The organism is Streptomyces sp. NBC_01261, from assembly GCF_036226385.1.
GTDB lineage: Bacteria > Actinomycetota > Actinomycetes > Streptomycetales > Streptomycetaceae > Streptomyces.
In genome coordinates, this window is sequence record NZ_CP108463.1 from 5,386,265 (window position 1) to 5,407,572 (window position 21,308).

Genomic DNA, 21,308 nt, shown 5'->3' on the forward strand with positions numbered 1-21,308 from the left:
GCGTACCCCGGGGATCGCCCGGGGTAGATCGGCCCCTACGGGACCGGCGTCAGCCCACCGCCGCGTAGTTCTCGTAGATCTCGTCGTCGTCGAGGGGGATGATGCCGACCCCTCGTTCGTACTCGATACGCGCGGTCTCCAGTAGCCGGCGCCATGAAGTGACAGTGGGCCGCCTGCGCAGCAGTGCGCGGCGCTCCCGCTCCGTCATTCCTCCCCACACGCCGAATTCGACGCGGTTGTCGAGCGCATCCGCGAGGCACTCCGTGCGAACCGGACATCCGGTGCACACTGCCTTCGCCCTGTTCTGCGCTGCTCCTTGAACGAACAGTTCATCCGGATCGGTAGTGCGGCAGGCCGCCTGCGCACTCCAGTCGGTAACCCAGCCCATACCGGCGCCGTCCTCTCCCGAATCGAGGCTCCCCCACGGCGGCAGCGGCATATTCACCGCCGCCAGTTGAGGACGTTACGGAAGGTGGGCACAGCGCAACACCCCCTTCGGGCCCAATCTTGAATGGCCCGAACGGACTATGGGTAAGCGGCAGATCACCCGGGGGAGTGAGCTGACGACATGCGTGACTTTCCCGGCAAAGCGGGACAGTTGACATGCGCCACAAGGGGCACCAGGTGACACAGGAGGCGGATTCGGACACGCCTCCGACAAAAAATCCGGGAACGACCGGAACGATTCGGGGTCGCCGGACGTATTGATACGTGACCGCGCTGCTGTGACAGTTGAGAGCAGCTTAGGCCAACGCCTATACACGTGTCCGGCGAATGAGAACGTAGGCTGCCCCCATGCCAAAAAAGCGCTCGGGTGGTGGTCTGTCCCCCCTGCAACAGACCGCCAAGTTCCTCGGTGTCAGTGTGCTCGCCGGTGCCGTCATGGCCGGAATCGCGATGCCCGCGGCCGGCGCGCTGGGACTAGCGGCCAAGGGGTCGGTCCAGGGGTTCGACGACATCCCGGACAGTCTGAAGAGCCCTCAGCTCAGCCAGCGCACCACGATCCTGGACAGCAAGGGCAACCAGATCGCCTCGGTCTACTCCCGTGACCGCACGGTGGTGGAGCTCAAGGACATCTCGCCGTACATGCAGAAGGCGATCGTCGCGATCGAGGACTCGCGCTTCTACCAGCACGGCGCGATCGACCTGAAGGGCGTCCTGCGCGCCCTCAACAAGAACGCGCAGAGCGGCGGGGTGTCCCAGGGCGCCTCGACCCTCACCCAGCAGCTGGTGAAGAACTACTTCGTCGAGGAGGCCGGTGACGACCCGACGAAGGTCGCCGAGGCCACTCAGCAGACGCTCGGCCGCAAGGTCAAGGAGCTGAAGTACGCGATCCAGATCGAAGAGAAGCTCGGCAAGAAGAAGATCCTTGAGAACTACCTGAACATCACCTTCTTCGGAGAGCAGGCCTACGGCGTCGAGGCCGCGTCCGAGCGCTACTTCTCCAAGCACTCCAAGGACCTGAACCTCCAGCAGTCGGCACTGCTTGCGGGCATCGTCCAGTCGCCCACGCGCTACGACCCGATCAACGACGAGGCCGAGGCCAAGAAGCGGCGCAACACCGTGCTGGCCCGCATGGCGGAGGTCGGCGACATCTCCAAGGCGGAGGCCCTGGCGGCCGAGAAGACCGACCTCGGCCTGAAGGTCAGCCAGCCGAAGAACGGCTGCATCACCGCGGTCAAGGGCGCCAGCTTCTTCTGCAAGTACGTCGAGAACGTCTTCCTGAGCGACCCGGTCTTCGGCAAGACCAAGGAGGCCCGGGCGAAGATCTGGAACCAGGGCGGCCTGACGATCCGTACGACGCTGGATCCGCAGGCGCAGGACTCGGTGCAGGCCTCGCTCAAGGACCACATCTACAAGTCGGACTCGGTCGCCGCGGCGGCCACGCTGGTCGAACCCGGCACCGGCAAGATCCTCGGCATGGGCCAGTCGAGGCCGTACGGCTACGGCAAGAACGAGACCGAGTACAACTACTCGGTCAACGCCGACATGGGCGGCTCGAACTTCGGCTTCCCGACCGGTTCGACGTTCAAGCCGTTCGTCGCGGCGGCCGCGCTGGAGCAGGGCCTGCCGGCCACCCAGCAGTACCCGGCGCCGTACTCGATGGACTACCCGAGCCCCGTCTCGACCTGCAGCGGCAAGAACTGGGTCAACACGGGCGGCGCGACGGTGGAGAACGAGAGCGAGTCGGAGCACGGTCCGTACGCGCTGAAGGAGGCGATGGCCAAGTCGGTCAACACCTACTTCGTGCAGATGATCTCCGACATCGGTCTGTGCCCCGTGGTGAGCATGACCAACAAGCTCGGGGTCGTGCAGGGCAACGGCGACAAGATCCCCGAGGTCCCGGCCATCGCGCTCGGCTCGAAGGGCCTCTCGCCGCTGACGATGGCCACCGCGTACGCGTCCTTCGCCAACGAGGGCACCTACTGCACCCCGATCGCCATCGAGTCCATCACCCAGAAGGTGGGCAACGAGCAGAAGTCGCTCGCCGTCCCCAAGTCGACCTGCACGCGCGCGATGAGCAAGAAGACCGCCGACACGATCAACACCGTGCTGCGCGGCGTGGTCGACTCGGGCACCGGCCAGGAGGCCGGCCTGACCGACCGCGAGAGCGCCGGTAAGACCGGTACGACGGACGCGCGCAAGAACGCCTGGTTCGTCGGCTACACCCCGAACCTGGCCGGCGCGGTCTGGGTCGGCAGCCCCAAGCAGAACGTCGAGATGACCAACATCCGCATCGGCGGCGTCTGGCACGACGAGGTCTACGGCGCCGACACCCCCGGCCCGATCTGGAAGGACGCCATGTCCGGCGCCCTGGAGGGCAAGCAGGCCCAGTCCTTCCAGCTCGTCAACATCCCCGACCCCGTCAAGAAGGACAAGGGCAACGACGGCGGCAAGAACCACGACAACGGCGGCAACGACAACGGCGGCCTGACCACCGACGGCGGCACCACCGGCACGACCGACGGCGGCACCGACCCGACCCCGACGTTCTCCTTCCCCGACGGCTTCATCCAGGGCACGTCGAACGGCGGGAACAACGGCAACGGGAACGGCGGCAACAGGGGCTGACTCCCCGTCGGTCACCCGCTGTTCAGGCTTTTCGTCTACGACGACGGGGGCGCCCCTTTTCACAAGGGGCGCCCCCGTCGTCGTAGAGAAATGCGATTCTCCGGACGGATTTCTCCAGAGTGGCGGCTCAGCCGGCGAGGAGCTTCTTCACCACGGCGGCGACGCGGCCGCCGTCGGCCAGGCCGGCGACCTTCGGGTTCACGATCTTCATGACGGCACCCATCGCGCGCGGGCCCTCGGCGCCGGACGCCTTGGCCTCCTCGACGGCCTGGGTGACGATCGCGGTCAGCTCCTCGTCGCCGAGCTGCTTGGGCAGGTACTCGGCGAGGATCTCGCCCTCCGCCGTCTCCTGCGCGGCCGACTCGGGGCGTCCGCCCTGCGCGAAGGCGTCCGCGGCCTCGCGGCGCTTCTTCGCCTCCTTGGTGATCACCTTGAGGACCTCGTCGTCGGAGAGCTCGCGCTTCTCCTTGCCCGCGACCTCCTGATTGGTGATCGCGGAGAGCGTCAGCCGGAGCGTGGAGGAGCGCAGCTTGTCCTGCGCTTTGATCGCGGCGTTGAGGTCTTCCTGCAGCTTCGACTTGAGCGTGGTGGTCATGGGTCCGATTCTCGCAGGTGCGTGAGTCCGCCCGCCCGCGGATTTAGGGGCCTGCCTGAGGAGCCGCTCAAGGAGTCTCCCAAGGAACCTCTTAGGTGGCCGCGGCCGACGGGGTGTCAGTGCGGTCTGACACGATGGCGGTATGCGCGCACGATACGGAGTACCTCTGGGAATTGCGGCGGCCGGTGCCGCCGGTGTGGTCTATGCGGCGGCCTTCGAGGTCCGCTCCTTCCGTCTGCGCCGGGTGACGGTCCCGGTGCTGCCGGCCGGCATGCGCCCGCTCAGAGTCCTCCAGGTCTCCGACATCCACATGGTCGGCGGCCAGCGCAAGAAACAGCGCTGGCTGCGCTCGCTGGCGGGCCTGCGCCCCGACTTCGTGATCAACACCGGCGACAACCTCTCCGACCCGGAGGCCGTCCCCGAGGTCCTCGACGCGCTCGGCCCGCTGATGGACTTCCCGGGGGCGTACGTCTTCGGCTCGAACGACTACTACGGCCCCACGGCCCGCAACCCCGTCCGGTACTTGTTCGAGAAGACCGCGGGCCGCCACGGGCTGAACGGCAACCCGCCCGTCGTAGGAGCCGTCCACAACCCGTGGGAGGACCTGCGGGACGGTTTCGACGCGGCGGGCTGGCTGAACCTGACGAACACGCGGGGGACGCTGAAACTCGAAGGCGCGTCGGTGGAGTTGACCGGCCTGGACGATCCCCACATCAAGCGCGACCGCTACGCACGCGTGGCCGGTGGCCCGTCCGACGACGCCGACTTCTCGATGGCCGTGGTCCACGCGCCGTATCTCCGAGCGCTGGACGCCTTCACCGCGGACGGCTATCCCCTGATCCTCGGCGGCCACACGCATGGGGGCCAGCTGTGCATTCCGTTCTACGGCGCGTTGGTCACGAACTGCGACCTGGACACGGACCGGGTCAAGGGGCTGTCCCGGCACTCGGTGGAGGGGCGGACGTCGTATCTCCATGTGTCGGCAGGGTGCGGGACCAATCGGTATACGCCGGTGCGGTTTGCCTGTCCGCCGGAGGCGACTTTGTTGACGTTGGTGGGGCGGGAGTAGGAGGCAGGTACCGGGGCTGCTGCGGGAGTCCTCGTGGGGCGCGGTCGCTGAGGTAGCCCGTCCAGCCCACCCGTATCGCCCGATTCGTCCAAGTTCCCTAGCGTGAGGGCATGACCGCCCCGATACCCAGGGACATCCCGGACCTCCCCGCGGTACCCGGCATGCCCGCGCTGCTCGCCTCACCCGTTCCCGCCACCGCGGTGGTGGCCCCGTACCGTCGCCCGCTGACGGCGACGTACCGACTGCTGGTCGCGCTCGTGGCGGCAGCGGCGGTGACCGTCGACCTGTTCCTCGGCAGCCCGATCCGGGTGCTGACATACTTCACGATCCAGAGCAACATCCTGCTGGCCCTGGTCATGATCGCCACGGCCCGCCGCGCCTGGACGGCCCGTCGCCCCCTCTCCCCCCTGGTCACGGGCGCGGCACTGCTCTACATCACGATCACCGGCCTGATGTACCACCTGATCCTGGCGCACGCGTCGAGCCCGTTCGCGATGACGGGCGGAACGACGGCTCCCACGGGCTGGCAGGCGGTGACCAACCAGGTGCTGCACACGGTGACGCCGATCGCGGCGGTGATCGACTGGCTGTTCCTGACCGCCCCCGGCCGGCTGCACCTGCGGATGGCGGCGACGTGGCTGCTGTACCCGATGACGTACCTGTCGGTCTATCTGGCCCGGGGCGAACTGATTCTCCCCGGCACACCGGGCCGCTACCTCTACGCCTTCCTGGACGTCGAACAGCACGGCTACAAGAGCGTCCTGGGCAACGCCCTCCTCCTCGGCCTCGCCTTCTACGCCCTCTCCGTCCTCCTCGTGGCCCTCGACCACGCCCGCCCCAACCCGATCCGCCACCGCGCCAAAACCGGATTTCGTCTCCGGCCACCGGTGGGCTAAAGTAAACGACGTCGCCACGGTGAGCAGCAGCTCAGGCAAGACAAGTGGCGACATCGGGGTGTAGCGCAGCTTGGCAGCGCGCTTCGTTCGGGACGAAGAGGTCGTGGGTTCAAATCCCGCCACCCCGACAGTGAAGTACCAGGTCAGGGGCCTGATCCGCAGAGCGGGTCAGGCCCCTGAGTGGTTCCTGGAGATCGCTTGGGAGAAATCTGGGAGAAGATCTTGGTCGGCTTCTCTCAGGAGCAGTCTCCAGTGCCGCAGGAAGAGCGGTGCTCGCGCGCCCTCGGACCTGCGCGTTCGCGAATCCAGGGCTCGTAGCTGACCAGGTACACCCGTGCGGGCCACGTCAACGGTCGTTAGGAACACCGCACATGGCAGGTCCTCGCTCAGCACCATCCCAAGACCATGCTCGCGTGCTCGCTCAGCGGGTTCGTGCGTTACGGGAGGACCGCGGGTGGACGCGGGAACGGCTGGCGAAAGAGGCAGGCGTCACCGTCGGGACGCTAAGGCGCCTGGAGAGCGAGGGAGCGATCCAGCCAGGTTTCTTCACCGTCGGCGCTGTGGCCGAGGCTCTTGCGGTCTCCCTTGACGACCTGTTCCGGGCGGCCCGAGTCCCGCCCGTCACACCTGGTCTATGGTCCGCCGGATACGAAGGTCGCGACATCGATTCGTTCGTCGCCTCGCTCCTCGACAGTCGCATCAGCGTCGTGGCGGACGTACGACTCACCCCGATCAGCCGCAAGAAGGGCTTCAGCAAGACCCGCCTCGGGGAGGCCCTGGCCGAGGCCGACATCGAGTACGTCCACCTGCGTGGCCTGGGGAATCCCAAAGACAACCGGGCGCCGTTCTGGGAGGGACGCCTCGCCGAAGGCAAGGCGAAGTTCCGCGGTGTGATGCGTTCCGACGAGGCCCAGTCGGACCTCGACCGTCTCGCTGCGCACGCCAGGCAGTCGCGTGTCGCGGTGCTGTGCTTCGAGAAGGACGAGGAGCGCTGTCACCGCCAAGTGGTTCTTGAGGCAGTCCGCAAGCAAACGTCGCTGCCCGTAACGGCGTTGGCCTGACTTCAACCATCACGCCCATAGGCGCTCTTGCCGGAGGCGAATGCCTCGCCTCCAATCGACCGGGGGGCGAACCGGCAAAGGGGGCGCAATGGGCGGAGCGTGGCAACGGGCGCGAATAATGATCACAGTCAAGACGTATCCGGAGCTGTCGGCCAAGTACCGCGAGACCAGTTGCGTGGCTGGCGTACGGCTCGACCAGGGGCCGCCAAGGCACGTGCGCCTCTTCCCTGTCCCTTTTCGACTCCTCGATGAGGGCAGCCAGTTCGCGAAGTACTCGGTCATCGAGGTCGACGTACAACAGCACAGCGGGGACAGGCGGCCTGAGAGCCTTCGCCCCAACCTCGACACACTGCGGGTCGTGGACCACGTCCCGCCCACCGACGGGTGGAAGCAGCGGTACTCGTACATAGAACCGCTCGTCGTGACGTCTCTGTGCGCCATCAAGAGAGACCAGGAAGCGCACGGGACCTCCTTGGGTATCTTCCGTCCCGCCGCGGTCACCGGCTTCCGGCTTGCTTCGGCCGAGCCGTGGCCGGCGTCCAAGGCCGCCTTGGCCGACCAGTTGGATCTGTTCGAGCAGGATCTCAACAGACTTGAGTGGGTGCCACTGGAGTTCCGTTACAGCTTCCGCTGCGTCGACGACGATTGCCCGGGGCACGACATGGGGTTGAAGGACTGGGAAGCCGGCGAGTCGTATCGCAAGTTCCTGCACAAGTACGGCGAGAGCGCTGTCCGCGACAAGCTGCGCGAGCGCTGGTTCGACCGCATGTTCACCGCAGACAAGGCCGTTCACTGCTTCGTCGGCAACATCGGCGCGCACCCAAAGACCTTCATGTTGCTGGGCCTCTTTTACCCGAAGACGAAAGTCGTCCAGTACGTCCAGGACAGCCTTTTCGGCAACTGACGCTGTTGAGTGGCGGTGCCTCGCCACTCCTTCAGCTTGTTGATCAGTCGCTAGACGGTGTTCCGCTCCTTTTCCTATAAGGGTCGGTGTCGTAGGCCACGGGCCAACCACCCTTGCTGCCCTCCTTCTTGCGGTTGGCAGCCTGATCCGTCTGACACAAGGTCCGCTCAACTGGTTGAGTGGGAGGTTCAGTTGGGCCATGACGACCGATGGAGTTCAAGGCATGGCAACAGGTACCCCCGACGGACCGGATCCGGCAGCAGCCGTACCTGGGCAACGCGTCCTCGACCTCCTGGACAAGGCACTCGCCATCCAGAGCCCACTGGTGCGCAAGAACATCGCCCGGGCCCGCCAGCGGAACCCAGAGGCGACACCAGCACAAGTGATCCGCAATCTGGAACGGATGTACGTCAGTGCCCTGACCGGGACGGGCGCCGCAGTGGGAGGAGCCGCAGCCGCGCCCGGCGTCGGCACGGGAGTCGCACTGGCGCTGTCGGCTGGCGAGGCCCTCTCGTCTCTTGAGCTGAGCACCCTCTTCGCGCTCTCGATCGCCGAAGTCCACGGGATCCCCATCGACGAGATCGAGCGCCGCCGAACCATCGTGATGGGCATCCTGCTCGGCGGGAAGGGCTCCGAGACCATTACCAAGGTCGCCCAGCGTACGGGGCAGCACTGGGGACGTCAGGTCGTAGCCAAGGTGCCTGTCGAGACGCTGCGTCAGATCAACAAGATCTTGGGGAAGAACTTCGTCACGAAATACGGGACCAAGCAGGGAATCATCGTTCTCGGACGGGTGGCACCGTTCGGTATCGGCGCCGTGATCGGTGGTGGCGCCAACGCCGCCCTCGGCACTCTGGCCGTGAGAGCCGGTCGTCGCGCCTTCGGCACGCCCCCTACATCGTGGCCGGGGCTGACAGACGGCGCACCGCCGACGTCCGAGAACTCGCATAACTGGCCCTCGGTGCACTGAAGGGCGTCGAACGCAGGCAGGCACTGCCATTGGCGCGGCCGTTTTCCGGCTCGGTGGTCGGCCACCAGTCTCGCCGCCGCTACTGCCCCGTCTGGGCGCCTGGGGCTGAAGACTGCGGGGAGCGGCGCGTGCCCCAGGCGGTGATTGGCCTCAATACCCACCGCTGCCGTCAACCCGTCGTAGGCCGTGAAGCCTGTCTCCGCAACGGCCGTGAGCCGCTACGGGGAAGCCTGCGAAACCACGGAACACACCTCACTGCGCCGCCCCCTCGGGTTCGTCCGCCGCAGACGGGTGGACGTACCTGCCCTCGTTGAAGGGAGTGAACCACGCCTTGAACGCCATCGGTGCGACGCGGAGAGCCGCTCCGACGGCGCTCTCGTCGATGCCGTCCATGGAGTCGTCGTAGAGCCACTCGTGGTCCATGTCCTCGTAGACATTGTCGGCGAACGAGTCGAGCGCGGCCGAGACGCCGTCGTCGAGCAGCCCGAAAGTCTCCAGGGTCACGTTCGTCTCAGTCAGTAGCAGCTTCAGCGCGAGTTCCTCTGCGACGCAGCTCAGCTGCTGGAAACTGCCGTCCGTGAAGCGGGTGGTCATGGCGATCACCGTCACCAGGAAGCGGCGAGCGAAACGGGCGTCGTACTGGAGGGCATATCGCTCGGGAAGATCCTCGAAGTGCCACAGGGGACCATCGCATTCCGCAACGGTGGTGTCCTCCTCCGTCAGGGTCTGCACATCTTGGAACAGCTCGTCCACCAAGATGTCCGTCGCATATACCAAGGCACCGGCAGCGAGTTTGGCGTCCTCCGGCGAGACGGCGAACTCGGTGTCGCCGTCTTCGTCCTCGTCGTCTTCGTCGTCCAGGACACCGAACATCACGGGCGGGAAGGAGCGCAGATCGTCTGCCAGTGCCAGCATCTGACCGCGTACCGCCTCAGCTTTCGCCTCGGCGTCGTAGCCCTCGCTGTCGTCCTCGGCTGTGGAACGCTCGATGTGCCGAGCCTTACGGTCAGCCGGATCATCGGGCGGGGCATCGGGACCGTCGGCGGCGGCGAGACTCTCCTGAGCGAGCTCCGGGTGCAGTTCGACCTCACAACGCTCGATCTGCCAGTCAGCCAACAGCTCGGACCGTTCCAGCAGTTCACCCACGACTGACCGCACGGACTCCTCGGCGAACTCCAGAGCCGGAGCATCCACAAACACTTTCAGGAGCGCTCCGCCCGGGTAAACGGCCACGATGGTGTCGAGGAGATCGACTTCCATGCCGTCGGGTCCCTCGATGGCCTCGACGGAGTCGAAGCCATCCTCGATGAGCGCCACGGCGCCGGCGCGTTGAAGTGGGTCCATCTCCGGAGTGCTCTCCGAGATGTGGGCATCCACAGTCACTACGTATGTCACGCTTCCGATCCTGGCAGGGGTATGCCAGGCGATGGGTAGGAATTCGACTGGGAGGACTGGGGTAACGCGCCGCTGGGGCTGGATGCGGCCTCGCTGTGGGCGAGTTCCCTTGCTGTCCCGGCTCTGGCCGGTCGTGTACGGCACGAGCGTCAAGCTGACTTCGAGAGCCGGGACGGCAAGCTGATGACGTTGTTCGCCTGCTCGAAGATCTTCGGTCCGTACGCGCATCCGGAGGATCCTCGGCTGGAACCCGCCCGGTGCATGGTCGAGCAGGTTATCCAGGAGCTTCAGGCTGGCTGACCGCCCAAGCGGTCTTGCAGGAGACTCCAATACCCCCGGATCAACCGCTCCGCGGCTTCGAGTTCGTCGAGATGGGTGGGTTCATCGGTCTCGCGGTGCCGAAGCCGACCCGCGGGAGGTAATAGACGGCGCTGAACGCCGCCTATGTACGGGAGAGTTGGCTACCGCCCCAGAGGATGACGGCAGCGCTCCTGGTCGCAGGGCCCCTGCACCACCCGTCTTCGATGGGCGCGGCCAGCCTGGGCGACCGCGTCCGCCCGCGTCAGTAGGTGATGGCGAGCCGCACCGAAGGCCGGTCGATCACGGCCGCGTCGGCGAGTTCGCTGTCCGGTGTGTCCGCGGGGTAGGCGGTGATTGTAGGTTCAACGGTCCTGGCCAGGCTCCAAGCACCGATCTGCGTGCAGATCCGCTCGGCGAGATCAGCGCCGGCCGGGCCGTAGCCGACGGCACCGAGTCGGAACCGGGGTTCGGCACCCGAGTCTTCGGCGGTGCGCTCCAGGGTGAGGTACGCGATCGAGTCGCCCTCGACGAGGGCGGGGCTCAAGGCGGGTGAGGCGGGGCGGTGAAGGCCGGCCTCCATCGCCGCGGGCTTCGCGGTGATACGACAGGTCGCTCGCTCAGTGGCGCTCAGGCGCAGCCATACACCGTCGAAGGACTCGACGGGGCCGACCATCGCGTCGGTCCAGACGACCGACTTCGGTCGGGTGAGGGCGTCGCGCAGGAGTTCCGGGACGATGGGTTGGTCCTCGTCCCAGTAGAGCCTGACGAGCCGGTCATCGTCGATGTAGTCGTTCCGCTCTCCGTCCTGGCCGATCACTGGGAGGAAGCCGCACATCTTCACGGAGTCGGACGTCATCCGGTCCTTCTCGCGTCGGAACGCCACGGACCGCGACAGCCCGCGCCATCGCAGCGGGACCACGAGGCGTCCGCCGACGGCGAGTTGGTCCCACCAAGTTCCGGGGAGGTCCCACATGCCGACGGCGGCGATCATGCGGTCGTAGGGGCTGAACTCCTCGGCGCCGAGGGCGCCGTCCCCCGTGACCACGCGAACGTCACCGTATCCGTTCGCATCCAGCATCCGACGGGTGTAGGCGGTCACATCGGGGGCGATGTCACACGTAGTGACCTGCCCCGACGGTCCGGCGAGGTGTTTGAGCAGGGCGGCGTTGTAGCCGGTGCCGGCCCCGATCTCGAAGACGTTGCCCCCTTCGCGGACCGCGAGTTGGACCAGCATGAAGTGCACGACGTCGGGCTGGGAGGCGCAACTCAGCGGGAGTGCGTCCTCGTCGGGGTTCTCCTTGATCGTGACGCTCTTGTTGGCGTACGCCTCCTGGAGGGACGCGTCGGGGAGGAAGGCGTGGCGGGGTACGGTCCGCATGGCGGTTTCGACGCGTGCGTCGCGGAGGCCGGAAGGGTCCTGTTGCAGGATGGCGTCAACCAGGCGGTTGCGCAGGTCCTCGGGGGAGGCGCCCGTGTCCGTGTTCATCGCGTCCTTTCGGAAGGTGCCCGGCCGTGCGTACGGCGCGGGCAGAGCGTACTCATTTGCTCTGGTGTGCGGGTGTCGATCGCGACGTCATCCAGCGAGAAGCAGGCAGTGGTCCCAGGGGACCGAGACCGCCGTGTTGACGGCGGTGGTGAGACGGACCAGGTGGATGCCTGCCGTGCCGTCCATGAGACCGGCTCCATGTGGTAGTCCGTTGTGGTCCAGGTGCTCCTCAAGCCGGATATTCAGGTGGGGCAGACGCGCCGCGAGTTCGTCGTCGATGGCGTCGGCGGCGGCACGGGAGACGGTCTGTACGAGCCCCGCCCAGCCGTGGCAGACGGATGCATCCGTCAGCTGGGCGAGCTGCCGATCGTCGGCCAGGCATCCCGAGAGGGCCTGTTCGGCCTGACGTTGCCGGTCGCGGTCGCCGAGGGCGAGGCCGGCGAGTTGTTGGGCGCGGGCGATGCCGGGGGTGCCGTAGCACCAGGACGGGCGTGTCGGTCCTGGGCTCTGGAGCTTGCCGCGCCGGTGTTCGTCGCGGGTGATCAGGCCCGGCCACCAGGCACGCGAGCCGGTGCCTGTGCGCCAGCGATCCAGCCAGTCGCAGATCCGAATGATGGCTCGCGTTTGTCCGGGCACCGTGTGACCGCGGCGCAGAGCCGTGGCCAGCAGCGCAAGTGGTCCGGTGATGCCGTGGGCGACGCCGAGGTTGCCGTGCCCGCCAGGCCATCGTGGCGAAGGTTTCAGATCGGGGCTGTCGCTGGTCCACCAGCCTGGCAGCGGCTGGGCGTCGACGGTGATCGGTTCGGTGAGTCGCACCAGGTAGGCAAGGGTGTCTCCTAGTTCCGCCTGGTTGCTGCGGTGCAGGTGGTACGCGCCCAGCCCGGTCAGTCCGCTGATGAGGTCGTACTCGCCCAGGGTAGGCAGGGCACCGCCGTCTATGCGGGTGTGTGCCTGCCCGAGGCGGTCGCGCGTGACATCGGCGAGGTACCTGTCCAGGGTCGCCAGGGAGCGCTCAGCGGTGTTCGTGTGCGAGAAGCTGAGGACGTAGGCAACAGCTGGTGCACCCTCGTAGAGTCCGCACGCTTCGGGGACTGCCTGGATCGGGCCCTTGAGCATGGCGGCGGCCCACGGCCGGAGCGCGTCCGGATCCTCTTCACCGGTGTGCGCCCTGACTGCGTGCAGCAGGGCGACTCCCGCCGCGCCTGAGTACAGCGATTGGCCCCAGCCCGACCGGGTAGGCGTCGGCAACGCGTCGATGTTCATCGACTGCTCTCCCCCGGCCAAGCGGCCCATGCGACGGCGGACTGCCGTGCGAGGCGCCGGCAGATCCTTTCGTCCTCCCGATCCACGCCGCGCAGACGGTTGTGGTGCATGTGGAGGAGAGACTCCAGGACGGAGTCGAGGTCCATGCTCTCGGCAAGGCGTTTGCGGTATAGGGCCAAGGCAACGGTGCGCCGGTGCCACGCCTGGGCGAGCGCGTCACCCCAGCCGCGGGCACGTGGCGTGCTGCGGCGAACGAGGTCGATGGCCTGGTCGCTGGCGTCTCGTTCGACGTGGGCGGGAGAAGCAGGGCGGTTCGTCAGCCACCGCATGCCCTCGCCGGGGCCGAGCAGGGCGCAAGCGATATCCACCATGCCGGCCGCGGCCAGCGCGCGACCGTCCACGCCGTCGGTTCCCAGGCTCTGTAGGGCGGCGAGGACGTAGGCCGAGTCAGCCGCGAACACGATCTCGGCACTGCGCAGGGCGGCGCCTGGGCCGTAACGGCCGATCTCCGGGGTGTACGTGTCGAACACGAGCCTGCTGCTGAGTCCCTCGCGGCGCAGCCCGGCGGCCCATCGGGCGACCAGCTCGGTGCAGGTGGTGTACTGCCCGGGGCTACGGGTGCGGATGCGCAGTCGCAGGTGGTCGAGGTCGTGCGGAGCGCGGTAGCGGACGAACCACCACTCCGGTGCGTCGGGGAGCTGGGCCACGAGCCCCGCGAGGTGAGTGCCGATCAACTCCTCGAACTGGTCGGGGTGGGTGTAGATCTTGGCGTTCAGCCAGGGTGCCTGCCCCGACCCCGGTACGGGTCCGAGGGTGCTGTTGGTAAGCACGGACAGAAAGCCGGCGAGCGGGTCGGGGGCCGGTGGGTGAGTGCTGGTCAGCGGCAGGGCGATCTCGTGGACGTGGCCACCGATCCAGCCGTAGCTCTCCTCGGGCGGCGCCTCTGTGAGCACGGCCTCGCCTTCGCGGTCCAGGTGGGCTCGCAGGACGGCGGCGTGGGCCGGCACGTCGAGCTGAAGCCGCCGTGTCCGGTCGTCCTCCCTCAGCTCGACGGCACCGTGGCAGTGCCACCGCTTCCTCCACCGGCCGAGGGCGTCCGCCCACTCCCCCGTGTCCGCGCCACGGCCCGGCAGCGCGTCGGCGGTCAGGTTCCAGCGGCTGGGAGAGAGGATCACCCGCCTATAGCGGACGCGCGGCAGGAACAGCAGCCGTGCGCCGTGCGGCCCCCAGTCGAAGCCGGTCCAGGCAGGGCCGAAGGCGCGGGTCAGGTGGGCAAGGAAGCGGGCAAGGGGCGGGGGTTGCTTGTCCAGGGCCATGGCGTGGAAGACCTGCGGCTCCACCACACGGCGGCGGGAGATGCTGACCAGGTAGAGGCGGGTGTGCGTGGCCGTGACTGCGAGGTCGTCGACGTCGATGAGTGTCGGCGCAGTCTCGTCGAGGCCGCGGTGCTCGCCCAACGGGATCACGTGCGGGAGATACGCGGGGACGCGGGCGACGTTCTCGGTATGCGGGTACAACGGCGGGAAGGACAGCTGCGCGGTCAGCGCGTTCTCGACGCCGACGGGGACTCGGCGGTACAACTCGTCCAGTCCCGTGCCGGTGGCTACCGGAGTGAACCGGGAGGTGAGCGTTCCCGCGGAGCGTGCCGGTGTCACCGTGAGCATGAAGTTCCCGCGCTCCAGGGCGGACAGGCTGTCGGCGTGGAGGCGCGCACACATCTCCACGTGGGGCGGTGCGTCCTGCCAGGTCGGCCCATCGTCGGCAATGCGGTCGATCAGTTCGTCGGTGAGGACGATCTCCCTGCTGCCGTCGGCCAGTGCCTGCCAAGCCAGTGCCAGCAGCCTCTCGTCTCGCCCGGAGAGCTCCGGTGGCGGCGCGGTCATACGGCTGCCGGGGTACTCGGCCGGGTATCCGAGCCCAGCCGCCGGGTCGACGACCTCCTTCACCGGCACGAGGGTGCCGGTGCCGTACCGCTCCCAGAATGCGACCTGGTACTCCTTCCATACGCCCTGGCCCGTCGGCCGACGCGTCAACCGCAGCAGCACGTCGGCCGCCCTCTCCATCTCTTGCGCGACGCTCTCGGGGATCCGCGCCTCCGCGTCCAGCACCAGATCGACGGCCAGAGGGCTTCGACCCGCGTCGGAGAGCCGGCGCAACTGCGCTGCCAGCGCCTGCCGTTGGGGCTCCTGGCGGTTCGCAGGCAGTTGGTTGTGCTCGTGTACGGCGCGTTGCACCGCTTCGAGCTCGTGCAGAACCTGTGCGGCTTCGGGAACCGTGTCCGCGTCGGCGCCGTGTAGCCGCGCGATCAGGTAGGCGAGCGGATCGGTGTCCGTCATCGGCGCGCGCAGGTTGGTAATGAGGAACTTCTCGCGTACCAGCGCGCCGAGCAGGGTGCCAATGGTCTTCGGCTCAGTTCGGGGGAAGGAGGCGGCCAACTGCTCGGCGAGAGCGGCGGAGCGGACCGGCCCGCATGCAACGTCCTCGATCACACGGACCGCGCTGGTGCGTCGGACGGTGGCCCCCATCGGTCCGCCGTGCGGAACGTGCAGGCGTCCGCCGCGACGCACCACCAGGTTGTTCAGGACCACGTCCAGACGCTCCAGCAGGGCGGGGCACGCCTCCAGGCGGACGATGACGTCGTCCAGCCACTCCGTGTCCACCCGCGCCACAGCCCGGTGCGTGTCTCCCCATCCCACGTACGGTCTGGAGCCCACGCTGACCGGGGCCACCCCCGCGAAGAGGCCGAACGGAGTCGGCCGCCCCGCGGCGCGCAGCACGTAGCGGACGGTGGCCATGGCGGCGCGCCGGACCTGCTTGGGGCGTGCCAGCTGTCCGGCGCAGATTGCGTCGACGCGCGTGGCGAGATCACCGCTCGCCTGCCGGACTGCGTCGGCGAACCGCGCATCGGCCCACACCTGCATCAGCCACCTGACGCACGCGTCCGTATCGGACGGATCGGGCCACCATCCCGGTAGATCCGTCAACGGCATCGCGGCGGCCCGGAGCAGGGCGGTGCCCGTGTGCTGGTAGAGCTTTCCGTCGCGTCCCATTTCCAGTTCCTCCGCCATCAGTGCTGTGAACTTGCGGGGTCGGGAGCGGCAGCGCTCCCGACCCCGTACCCAAGCCGCCGTTAGACGGCGCTCGCGCAGGACGAGGCACAGGACGGCTTACATCCGTCACCGGTGCCACATGCCTTGGGGAGCAGGTCGGAGTCGATCTCCGTGACGATGGTCAGGTCGATGTCGAATGGGTCGGCGGGCAGCTCGAGAACGGCCGTCACAACAGACGCCTCGGTGGTGGCGGTCGTGATCGGGCTGAGCGTGGTTGCAGTCATTGCAGTTCCTCTTCTGTCGGGATGATCCGAACGGTTCGTTGTGCTGCCCGGCCGACGTGCGTCATCGACCGTCTCCCAGCCGGCATCGGCGACATACCGCTGTGTGCTGGCCACGCTGTGGTCGGCGGCCTTACCGAGCGACGCGGGCAGGCATAGAGCACCAGGCGCGCGCCCGAGGGCACCTCGTGTGGTGCGGTCTGCTTCGCACTGCTGCTCATCCCGCGTTACCTCCAGCCAGGTGGTGCACAGACGCCAAGGGTCGGCGCCTCGGAGAAGAGCCTCGCCGGGGGCAGTCGGCGGCGGTACGCCGTCAGCACGCCGTTCGTCCGCCGTCCGGCGACGCGCGAAGGGCGGAGCCGCGGCGTACCGCCGCGGCTCACGCGTGACGAAGCTGATCGGTCCAGTGCCTACCGGAAACGAGAAGCGGCGATGGACGCGGTAGATGAAGAGCGCCTCTGCAGGCGGACACCACTACGACGCCATTGGGTGAAACTCGCCGACTGCGCCGAGCCTTCGGGCCTCGCGCGCAGGCACGTACGCGAGATCCTTGAGGGATGCGCTTTGCCGGAGCGAGTCGACGACGCCGTTCTGGTCGCCTCGGAGCTGGTGGGCAACGCGGTCAGACACACAGTCGGTGGGCCGGACTGCATGTGCGTGGAGGTCTACCGAAACGTGGCGGTGCTGCGGGTCCACGACGCAGGACGGGATGTCTCCAGGGTTCGGGCACGGTCGGCGGAGGAGGCACTGGATGACCTGACGGACAGTGGCCTCGGACTGCTGCTCGTCGAGGAGTTGGCAGCCGGGTGGTCGGTCCGGCCGACCGCGATCGGCAAGGAAGTGGTCGTGTTCCTCCCTCTGGATGCCTGTGGACTACCTGAGCAAGACGCTCTTCCGCACGTCCCACCGGTACGTCCGCCCCTCGCGGCGAAGCTCCACCAACTGGACGGCAGCCACGGAGAGTTCGACGGCCGGGAGAACACGGAGTCCTGAAACCGCATCCACGACAGGGGCGGCGGGACGCCGACGGTTGTTGTAGGCAAGGCTCAGATGCGGGCGGAAGGCGGACGTCGGCTTCTTCGGCACGAGACCGGCGCTGTTTCCGGCATTGGCCAGCGCGTGGTGCAGCCAAAGCAGGGGTTCCCACGGGCCGAGGGACAAGCGGACGGCACCGCGGGAGCCGGCCAGCGGCATGGCGCGTACGGAGAACGCGGAGGGCAACAGCGCCTCGGCGTCCCGCGCCAGGTTGTCCAGCTGATCGGGGGCGACTGCGCCCGGCCTGCCCACTCGGGCGAGGGTGATGTGCAATCCGTCCGTCGGTACCGGGTCGAGGCCGAGGGGCGCCAACTCCTCCTGGCAGTGCCGGGCGAGGGCAGCGAGCGGCTGGTCGTCCGGGAAGGTCAGCATCCAGTAATACGCCCGGCTGCCGTCCGACCAACCAGGGCGTGCCCAGTGGTCGGTCATCTCGTCGAGTGCGCGGAACGCCGCCCAGTCGTGGGCCGCCGTGACCGCCGGATCGTGCGTGTCGGCGGGGGGCTCTGCGGGGAACGCGGCGGGGTCGGTGCTGAGCAGGGGCACCCGACGTACTCCTTCGGCTTCACACTGCCCCGGAGTACGACGACACCGACGGCGCCTACGACGCAGATGACGCCATGGCCAGGGCCGCTGGCTGCGAGCTCCAGGTCCGGAACTCGTCGCCATAATCGCGTACCGCCGGGTGATCACGCCATGGCCCGGCCTGTTCGTGCAGGTCGCGGGAGCGTTGGTAGACGGAGCTGATCGGCGTATCTCCGCACAGCCGCAGGGCCTCACGGCCCAGCGCCATCGAGTGATTGATGTCGGGCGGGCGCTGCTGCAGCAACGCAGTGGCGACGTCGAGGCGTACGAGCGAACGGCTCCAGGAGGAGGCCGAGTGCTCCACCAGATCATCGATGTGCTCGGCGTCGCGCAGTACCTGGGCCGTGTTGCGTAGCGCCACATGTGACGTGACGGCATTGGCCAGCGTTCGGGCCCGTCCGTAGGGCTCGAAGGAGATGCAGGAGGTCAGCCCAACGGGTACCTCGTGGAGGTCGGAGAGGCGGAGTGCCTGTCCGATGGCTTGCTCGACGGCCCGGCGGTCACCGGTCTTGGCAAGGGCCCGGGCCCGTCCGTTGGCCAGCAGGCGAATGGACTGGGCATGGCCTGGGGCGCGTTCGACGGCCGTGGCGGCGCAGGTGTCCGCCTCGTCGTACCGGCCGGCGTAGTAGAGGCCGAAGGAAAGGGTGCCGGACGCCCACAACTCGGTGTCCAGGTCGCCGATCTCGCGGCTGAGATCCCGGGCTTCGGTGCAGTACGCCTCCGAGAGCACGAAGTCGCCCGTGTTCACCGCCATGTAGCCGAGCAGGCCGGAGGCCCGGGCGGCGAGGCGGAAGAGTTCCCGGCGCGTGCGTGGGGGCTGGCGGCCGTCGAGCAGAGTGTGGGCGAGCTGCCGCACCTGGCGGGCTTGGGGGCGAAGGACGTACGGCCCGTCCTGTTCGTACCGGCTGGTGATGCCTTCCAGGGAGGAACCGAGGAACGAGAGCGTCGCGTCGTCGGCGTTGCTGGCAGTGAGCTGCCGGGTCCGGGCGACGATATCCAGTGGGTTCTCGTCGTCCTCGCGTGGCGAAGGAAGACTGGGCGCCGGCCCACGCCCGTGCGACTCCAGGGAGAGGTCGGACCCCGAGTCGTCGGCGTACGCCGTGGAGAACAGCTCTGACACGGGTCTGCCCAGCATGTGTTCCAGCACCCGGCAGGCGTCAGGGCGGGGCAGAGTCAATAACTCCCCGCCGTACCACCGGTCGAACTGCCGTGGAGAGACCTGGAGGGACGCCAGGCGGGGGTCGCGGTCGAGCTCCGCGAGTCGGACGGCGGATCGCTCGTACTGGGCGGCGAAAGCCTCGTGCGTAGTCAGGTGCCGCTGCTGGAGCAGCTGCCGAAGCAGCGTTGTCCGTGGCATGGCCCACCCTCCTGGTGCGGCGTGCGGGACCGACGCGGAGGCGCGTGCCGGTAGTGGAATCGTGGCGATGCCTCGCCCGTCGGTCGGCTGCGGCGGATGCATGTACGAACCGCGCGCCGCGACTCCTGACAGCATGCCGACGCAACCACCAACTAGGCAATATGTCTTGCGAAGTTGACCCGTATGGGTTGTAGAGGCGTCCTCGGTACGGAGAGACTTCCGGCATGGCCTTGAAGAGAAGCCTGGTCCCGCGGTCGGTGTACCGGCGACAGCTCGCGGCACGGCTGAAAGAGCTGCGTGACGCGACCGGGCTCACCCTCACCGAGGTCGCCGATCAGCTGGAGATCAATCAGGGTTCACTGAGCCGGATCGAGAACGGCGAACGCGGTACTACACCGGTCCTCGTCCGGGCCCTGCTGGACCTGTACGGCGTCGTCGAAGACGACCGGCGTGCCGACGTGCTCGACCTCGTGCGGGCGGACAAAGAACAGCAGAAGCCCTGGTGGCGGAAGTACTCCACGGTGCTCACCCCGACCCGCTACGACGGGTACCTCGCGCTGGAGGCCGACGCGACGCAACTCGCCAGCTACCAGCCGATGCTGGTGCCGGGGCTGCTCCAGACCGAGGACTACGCGCGTGCCGTGATCTCCCAAATGAGGAAGGACCTCTCCCCACCACAGGTCGAGTCCCTGGTCAGGGTCCGCATGGAGCGGCAGAGCAGCCGCCTGGGCGGAGAGACCCCCGCCAGACTCTGGGCAATCCTCGACGAAGCCGTGCTGCGAAGGACGGTCGGTTCCGACGAAGTGATGCGCAACCAGATGCGGACGCTCGTGGAGGCGAGCGGGCAGCCGAACGTCACCGTGCAGCTGCTGCCGTTCTCACTCGGAGCGCATCCCGGCCTGTACGGCCCGTTCGTCATCCTGACCTTCCCGCACCCCACGCCAGACCTGGTGTGGCTGGAGAATCCCAAGAACTCCGTGTACCTGGAGTCCCCAGAGGACGTGGACAACTACACGGACATTTTCGACCAGTTGAGGAGCACCGCTCTCGACCCGTCGGACACCAGCACCCGCATCGCACGCATCAGCAAGGAGCTCGAAGAGTGAGCACGCCCAACATGGCCGCCCGACACGACGTCACGACAGCCCCACACGGCGTCGATCTCGCGCACGCGCGGTGGCGGAAAAGCTCGTACAGCGGGGGTGCCAACGACTGCGTGGAAGTCGCGGAATTGGGCAAACACGCCGCAGTGCGCGACTCCAAGGACATCGGCCGTCGTCCGTTGCTGTTCTCGAAGGCGGCGATGTACGCGCTGGTCGGCGGGATCGCCTGCGGGTCTATGAGTGAGCATTGGGGCTGAGAAGAAGGCCGAGGTCCACAGGGCAGCGGTACTGTCGCACAGCTCAGTAGCATCTCCTCTCATGATCGCAGTGGTCGTCACGATCGGGCTGGCGTTCGTTGGCTACATCGCCACCTATGTAAACGGCCTTCGCCTGGCACAGCGCCAAGAACGCCTCGCCCGCGTGAACCGGCAACTCAGCAACTTCTACGGCCCACTGTTCGCCCTAACAGAAGCCAACAGCCGCACCTTCGCGGCGTTCGCCGCGCGCAACGTCCGGCCCGACGGCCGATCACCTTTCGTCCACGAGACGCCGCCCGCGGAGGAAGAACTCGCCGAATGGCGGCTCTGGGTCACGACCGTCTTTCTGCCGAACATCCAAGCCATGCGTGACCTCGTCATCCGGCACGCCGACCTTCTGAGCGAACCCGAGATGCCGCCGCTTCTGCTGCAACTCTGCGCGCATGTGTCGGGTTACGAGATCACCGTCGCCAGGTGGGCGCAGGGCAGCTACGACCAGCACCAGTCGGAGGTGTCGTTCCCCAGCGAGGAGATCGGTGTGTATGCGCGGGAGGGGTTCGCCCGGCTGAAGAGGGAACAGGCCCGCCTGCTTGGACGGCGAGACGACGGCTGACCACACAAGCGCCAAGTGG

The 21,308-nt window shown here is 67.6% G+C and carries 19 protein-coding genes, 1 tRNA gene and 1 pseudogene; 12 read left to right on the forward strand and 9 right to left on the reverse strand.

Translation table 11 applies throughout. From position 1 onward, the window contains the following. Positions 1 to 49: 49 nt before the first annotated feature. Positions 50 to 388 (reverse strand): transcriptional regulator WblA, encoded by a 339-nt coding sequence (gene wblA, locus OG226_RS23625; RefSeq protein ID WP_019063745.1) that lies wholly within the window; start codon positions 386 to 388, stop codon positions 50 to 52. Between the two features lie 407 nt (positions 389 to 795). Here wblA and OG226_RS23630 point away from each other — a divergent pair, with 407 nt between their 5' ends. Continuing rightward, complete coding sequence (locus tag OG226_RS23630) at positions 796 to 3,072, forward strand: transglycosylase domain-containing protein (RefSeq protein WP_328680724.1); 2,277 nt, start codon at positions 796 to 798, stop codon at positions 3,070 to 3,072. Between the two features lie 127 nt (positions 3,073 to 3,199). Here OG226_RS23630 and OG226_RS23635 read toward each other — a convergent pair whose 3' ends face one another. Further along, a complete protein-coding gene (locus OG226_RS23635; RefSeq protein WP_329349940.1) occupies positions 3,200 to 3,667 on the reverse strand; it encodes a GatB/YqeY domain-containing protein in 468 nt (155 codons plus the stop codon). 142 nt (positions 3,668 to 3,809) lie between these two features. Between OG226_RS23635 and OG226_RS23640 the strand changes: the two genes are divergently transcribed. The 6 genes from OG226_RS23640 to OG226_RS23665 all read left to right on the forward strand — a co-directional run bounded on the left by OG226_RS23640 (position 3,810) and on the right by OG226_RS23665 (position 8,567). Beyond that, a complete protein-coding gene (locus tag OG226_RS23640; protein WP_329349941.1) occupies positions 3,810 to 4,736 on the forward strand; it encodes a metallophosphoesterase in 927 nt (308 codons plus the stop codon). 110 nt (positions 4,737 to 4,846) lie between these two features. Beyond that, positions 4,847 to 5,632, forward strand: coding sequence for a Pr6Pr family membrane protein (locus OG226_RS23645; RefSeq protein WP_329349942.1), 786 nt, complete (start codon positions 4,847 to 4,849; stop codon positions 5,630 to 5,632). A 54-nt stretch (positions 5,633 to 5,686) separates the two neighbouring features. After that, a tRNA-Pro gene (locus OG226_RS23650) sits at positions 5,687 to 5,760 on the forward strand. Positions 5,761 to 6,003: 243 nt separating this feature from the next. Further along, entirely contained in the window at positions 6,004 to 6,693 is a 690-nt protein-coding gene (locus tag OG226_RS23655) for a DUF488 family protein, N3 subclade (RefSeq protein ID WP_329349943.1), read from the forward strand. An 88-nt stretch (positions 6,694 to 6,781) separates the two neighbouring features. Further along, positions 6,782 to 7,597, forward strand: a complete 816-nt coding sequence (locus OG226_RS23660) for a hypothetical protein (RefSeq protein ID WP_329349944.1) — start codon at positions 6,782 to 6,784, stop codon at positions 7,595 to 7,597. 199 nt (positions 7,598 to 7,796) lie between these two features. Further along, positions 7,797 to 8,567: a hypothetical protein gene (locus tag OG226_RS23665; protein ID WP_329349945.1), complete on the forward strand. Its 771-nt coding sequence runs from the start codon at positions 7,797 to 7,799 to the stop codon at positions 8,565 to 8,567. A 252-nt stretch (positions 8,568 to 8,819) separates the two neighbouring features. On the opposite strand, the gene OG226_RS23670 is transcribed toward OG226_RS23665, so the two are convergent. Then, positions 8,820 to 9,962 (reverse strand): hypothetical protein, encoded by a 1,143-nt coding sequence (locus tag OG226_RS23670; RefSeq protein WP_329349946.1) that lies wholly within the window; start codon positions 9,960 to 9,962, stop codon positions 8,820 to 8,822. Positions 9,963 to 10,004: 42 nt separating this feature from the next. Here OG226_RS23670 and OG226_RS23675 point away from each other — a divergent pair. Next, a pseudogene (locus tag OG226_RS23675) lies at positions 10,005 to 10,262 on the forward strand (hypothetical protein); the annotation flags it as partial. A 262-nt stretch (positions 10,263 to 10,524) separates the two neighbouring features. Here the strand turns inward: OG226_RS23675 and fxlM are convergent. The 4 genes from fxlM to OG226_RS23695 all read right to left on the reverse strand — a co-directional run bounded on the left by fxlM (position 10,525) and on the right by OG226_RS23695 (position 16,345). Next, on the reverse strand, positions 10,525 to 11,748 hold the full coding sequence (gene fxlM, locus OG226_RS23680; RefSeq protein WP_329349947.1) for a methyltransferase, FxLD system: 1,224 nt from the start codon (positions 11,746 to 11,748) through the stop codon (positions 10,525 to 10,527). Positions 11,749 to 11,835: 87 nt separating this feature from the next. Continuing rightward, complete coding sequence (locus OG226_RS23685; RefSeq protein ID WP_329349948.1) at positions 11,836 to 13,011, reverse strand: lanthionine synthetase C family protein; 1,176 nt, start codon at positions 13,009 to 13,011, stop codon at positions 11,836 to 11,838. Next, positions 13,008 to 16,061, reverse strand: coding sequence for a lantibiotic dehydratase (locus OG226_RS23690; protein ID WP_329349949.1), 3,054 nt, complete (start codon positions 16,059 to 16,061; stop codon positions 13,008 to 13,010). Before OG226_RS23690 ends, OG226_RS23685 begins: the two co-directional genes overlap by 4 nt. A gap of 80 nt (positions 16,062 to 16,141) precedes the next feature. Continuing rightward, positions 16,142 to 16,345, reverse strand: coding sequence for an FxLD family lanthipeptide (locus OG226_RS23695; protein ID WP_329349950.1), 204 nt, complete (start codon positions 16,343 to 16,345; stop codon positions 16,142 to 16,144). Between the two features lie 429 nt (positions 16,346 to 16,774). Here OG226_RS23695 and OG226_RS23700 point away from each other — a divergent pair, with 429 nt between their 5' ends. After that, the gene (locus OG226_RS23700) at positions 16,775 to 17,335 is read left to right on the forward strand and encodes an ATP-binding protein (protein ID WP_329349951.1); all 561 of its coding nucleotides are present in this window, start codon (positions 16,775 to 16,777) and stop codon (positions 17,333 to 17,335) included. Here the strand turns inward: OG226_RS23700 and OG226_RS23705 are convergent. Both OG226_RS23705 and OG226_RS23710 read right to left on the reverse strand, forming a co-directional pair. Next, a complete protein-coding gene (locus tag OG226_RS23705) occupies positions 17,216 to 17,920 on the reverse strand; it encodes a 2'-5' RNA ligase family protein (protein ID WP_329349952.1) in 705 nt (234 codons plus the stop codon). The genes OG226_RS23700 and OG226_RS23705 overlap by 120 nt on opposite strands. 55 nt (positions 17,921 to 17,975) lie before the next feature. Continuing rightward, positions 17,976 to 19,316 carry a tetratricopeptide repeat protein gene (locus tag OG226_RS23710; protein ID WP_329349953.1) on the reverse strand — a complete coding sequence of 447 codons (1,341 nt, stop codon included), beginning with the start codon at positions 19,314 to 19,316 and terminating at the stop codon, positions 17,976 to 17,978. Positions 19,317 to 19,540: 224 nt separating this feature from the next. Between OG226_RS23710 and OG226_RS23715 the strand changes: the two genes are divergently transcribed. The 3 genes from OG226_RS23715 (at position 19,541) to OG226_RS23725 (ending at position 21,289) form a co-directional block, all read left to right on the forward strand. Continuing rightward, a complete protein-coding gene (locus OG226_RS23715) occupies positions 19,541 to 20,422 on the forward strand; it encodes a helix-turn-helix domain-containing protein (RefSeq protein ID WP_329349954.1) in 882 nt (293 codons plus the stop codon). Next, on the forward strand, positions 20,419 to 20,676 hold the full coding sequence (locus OG226_RS23720) for a DUF397 domain-containing protein (RefSeq protein WP_443066907.1): 258 nt from the start codon (positions 20,419 to 20,421) through the stop codon (positions 20,674 to 20,676). The genes OG226_RS23715 and OG226_RS23720 overlap by 4 nt, the downstream gene beginning before the upstream one ends. A 61-nt stretch (positions 20,677 to 20,737) precedes the next feature. Then, positions 20,738 to 21,289: a hypothetical protein gene (locus OG226_RS23725; RefSeq protein WP_329349955.1), complete on the forward strand. Its 552-nt coding sequence runs from the start codon at positions 20,738 to 20,740 to the stop codon at positions 21,287 to 21,289. Positions 21,290 to 21,308 lie beyond the last annotated feature (19 nt).

Coding starts and splice junctions, on each gene's coding strand:
- wblA (WP_019063745.1), bottom strand. CDS start 388: ATGGGCTGGGTTACCGACTGGAGTGCGCAGGCGGCCTGCCGCACTACC.
- OG226_RS23630 (WP_328680724.1), top strand. CDS start 796: ATGCCAAAAAAGCGCTCGGGTGGTGGTCTGTCCCCCCTGCAACAGACC.
- OG226_RS23635 (WP_329349940.1), bottom strand. CDS start 3,667: ATGACCACCACGCTCAAGTCGAAGCTGCAGGAAGACCTCAACGCCGCG.
- OG226_RS23640 (WP_329349941.1), top strand. CDS start 3,810: ATGCGCGCACGATACGGAGTACCTCTGGGAATTGCGGCGGCCGGTGCC.
- OG226_RS23645 (WP_329349942.1), top strand. CDS start 4,847: ATGACCGCCCCGATACCCAGGGACATCCCGGACCTCCCCGCGGTACCC.
- OG226_RS23655 (WP_329349943.1), top strand. CDS start 6,004: ATGGCAGGTCCTCGCTCAGCACCATCCCAAGACCATGCTCGCGTGCTC.
- OG226_RS23660 (WP_329349944.1), top strand. CDS start 6,782: ATGGGCGGAGCGTGGCAACGGGCGCGAATAATGATCACAGTCAAGACG.
- OG226_RS23665 (WP_329349945.1), top strand. CDS start 7,797: ATGACGACCGATGGAGTTCAAGGCATGGCAACAGGTACCCCCGACGGA.
- fxlM (WP_329349947.1), bottom strand. CDS start 11,748: ATGAACACGGACACGGGCGCCTCCCCCGAGGACCTGCGCAACCGCCTG.
- OG226_RS23685 (WP_329349948.1), bottom strand. CDS start 13,011: ATGAACATCGACGCGTTGCCGACGCCTACCCGGTCGGGCTGGGGCCAA.
- OG226_RS23690 (WP_329349949.1), bottom strand. CDS start 16,061: ATGGGACGCGACGGAAAGCTCTACCAGCACACGGGCACCGCCCTGCTC.
- OG226_RS23695 (WP_329349950.1), bottom strand. CDS start 16,345: ATGACTGCAACCACGCTCAGCCCGATCACGACCGCCACCACCGAGGCG.
- OG226_RS23700 (WP_329349951.1), top strand. CDS start 16,775: ATGGACGCGGTAGATGAAGAGCGCCTCTGCAGGCGGACACCACTACGA.
- OG226_RS23710 (WP_329349953.1), bottom strand. CDS start 19,316: ATGCCACGGACAACGCTGCTTCGGCAGCTGCTCCAGCAGCGGCACCTG.
- OG226_RS23715 (WP_329349954.1), top strand. CDS start 19,541: ATGGCCTTGAAGAGAAGCCTGGTCCCGCGGTCGGTGTACCGGCGACAG.
- OG226_RS23725 (WP_329349955.1), top strand. CDS start 20,738: ATGATCGCAGTGGTCGTCACGATCGGGCTGGCGTTCGTTGGCTACATC.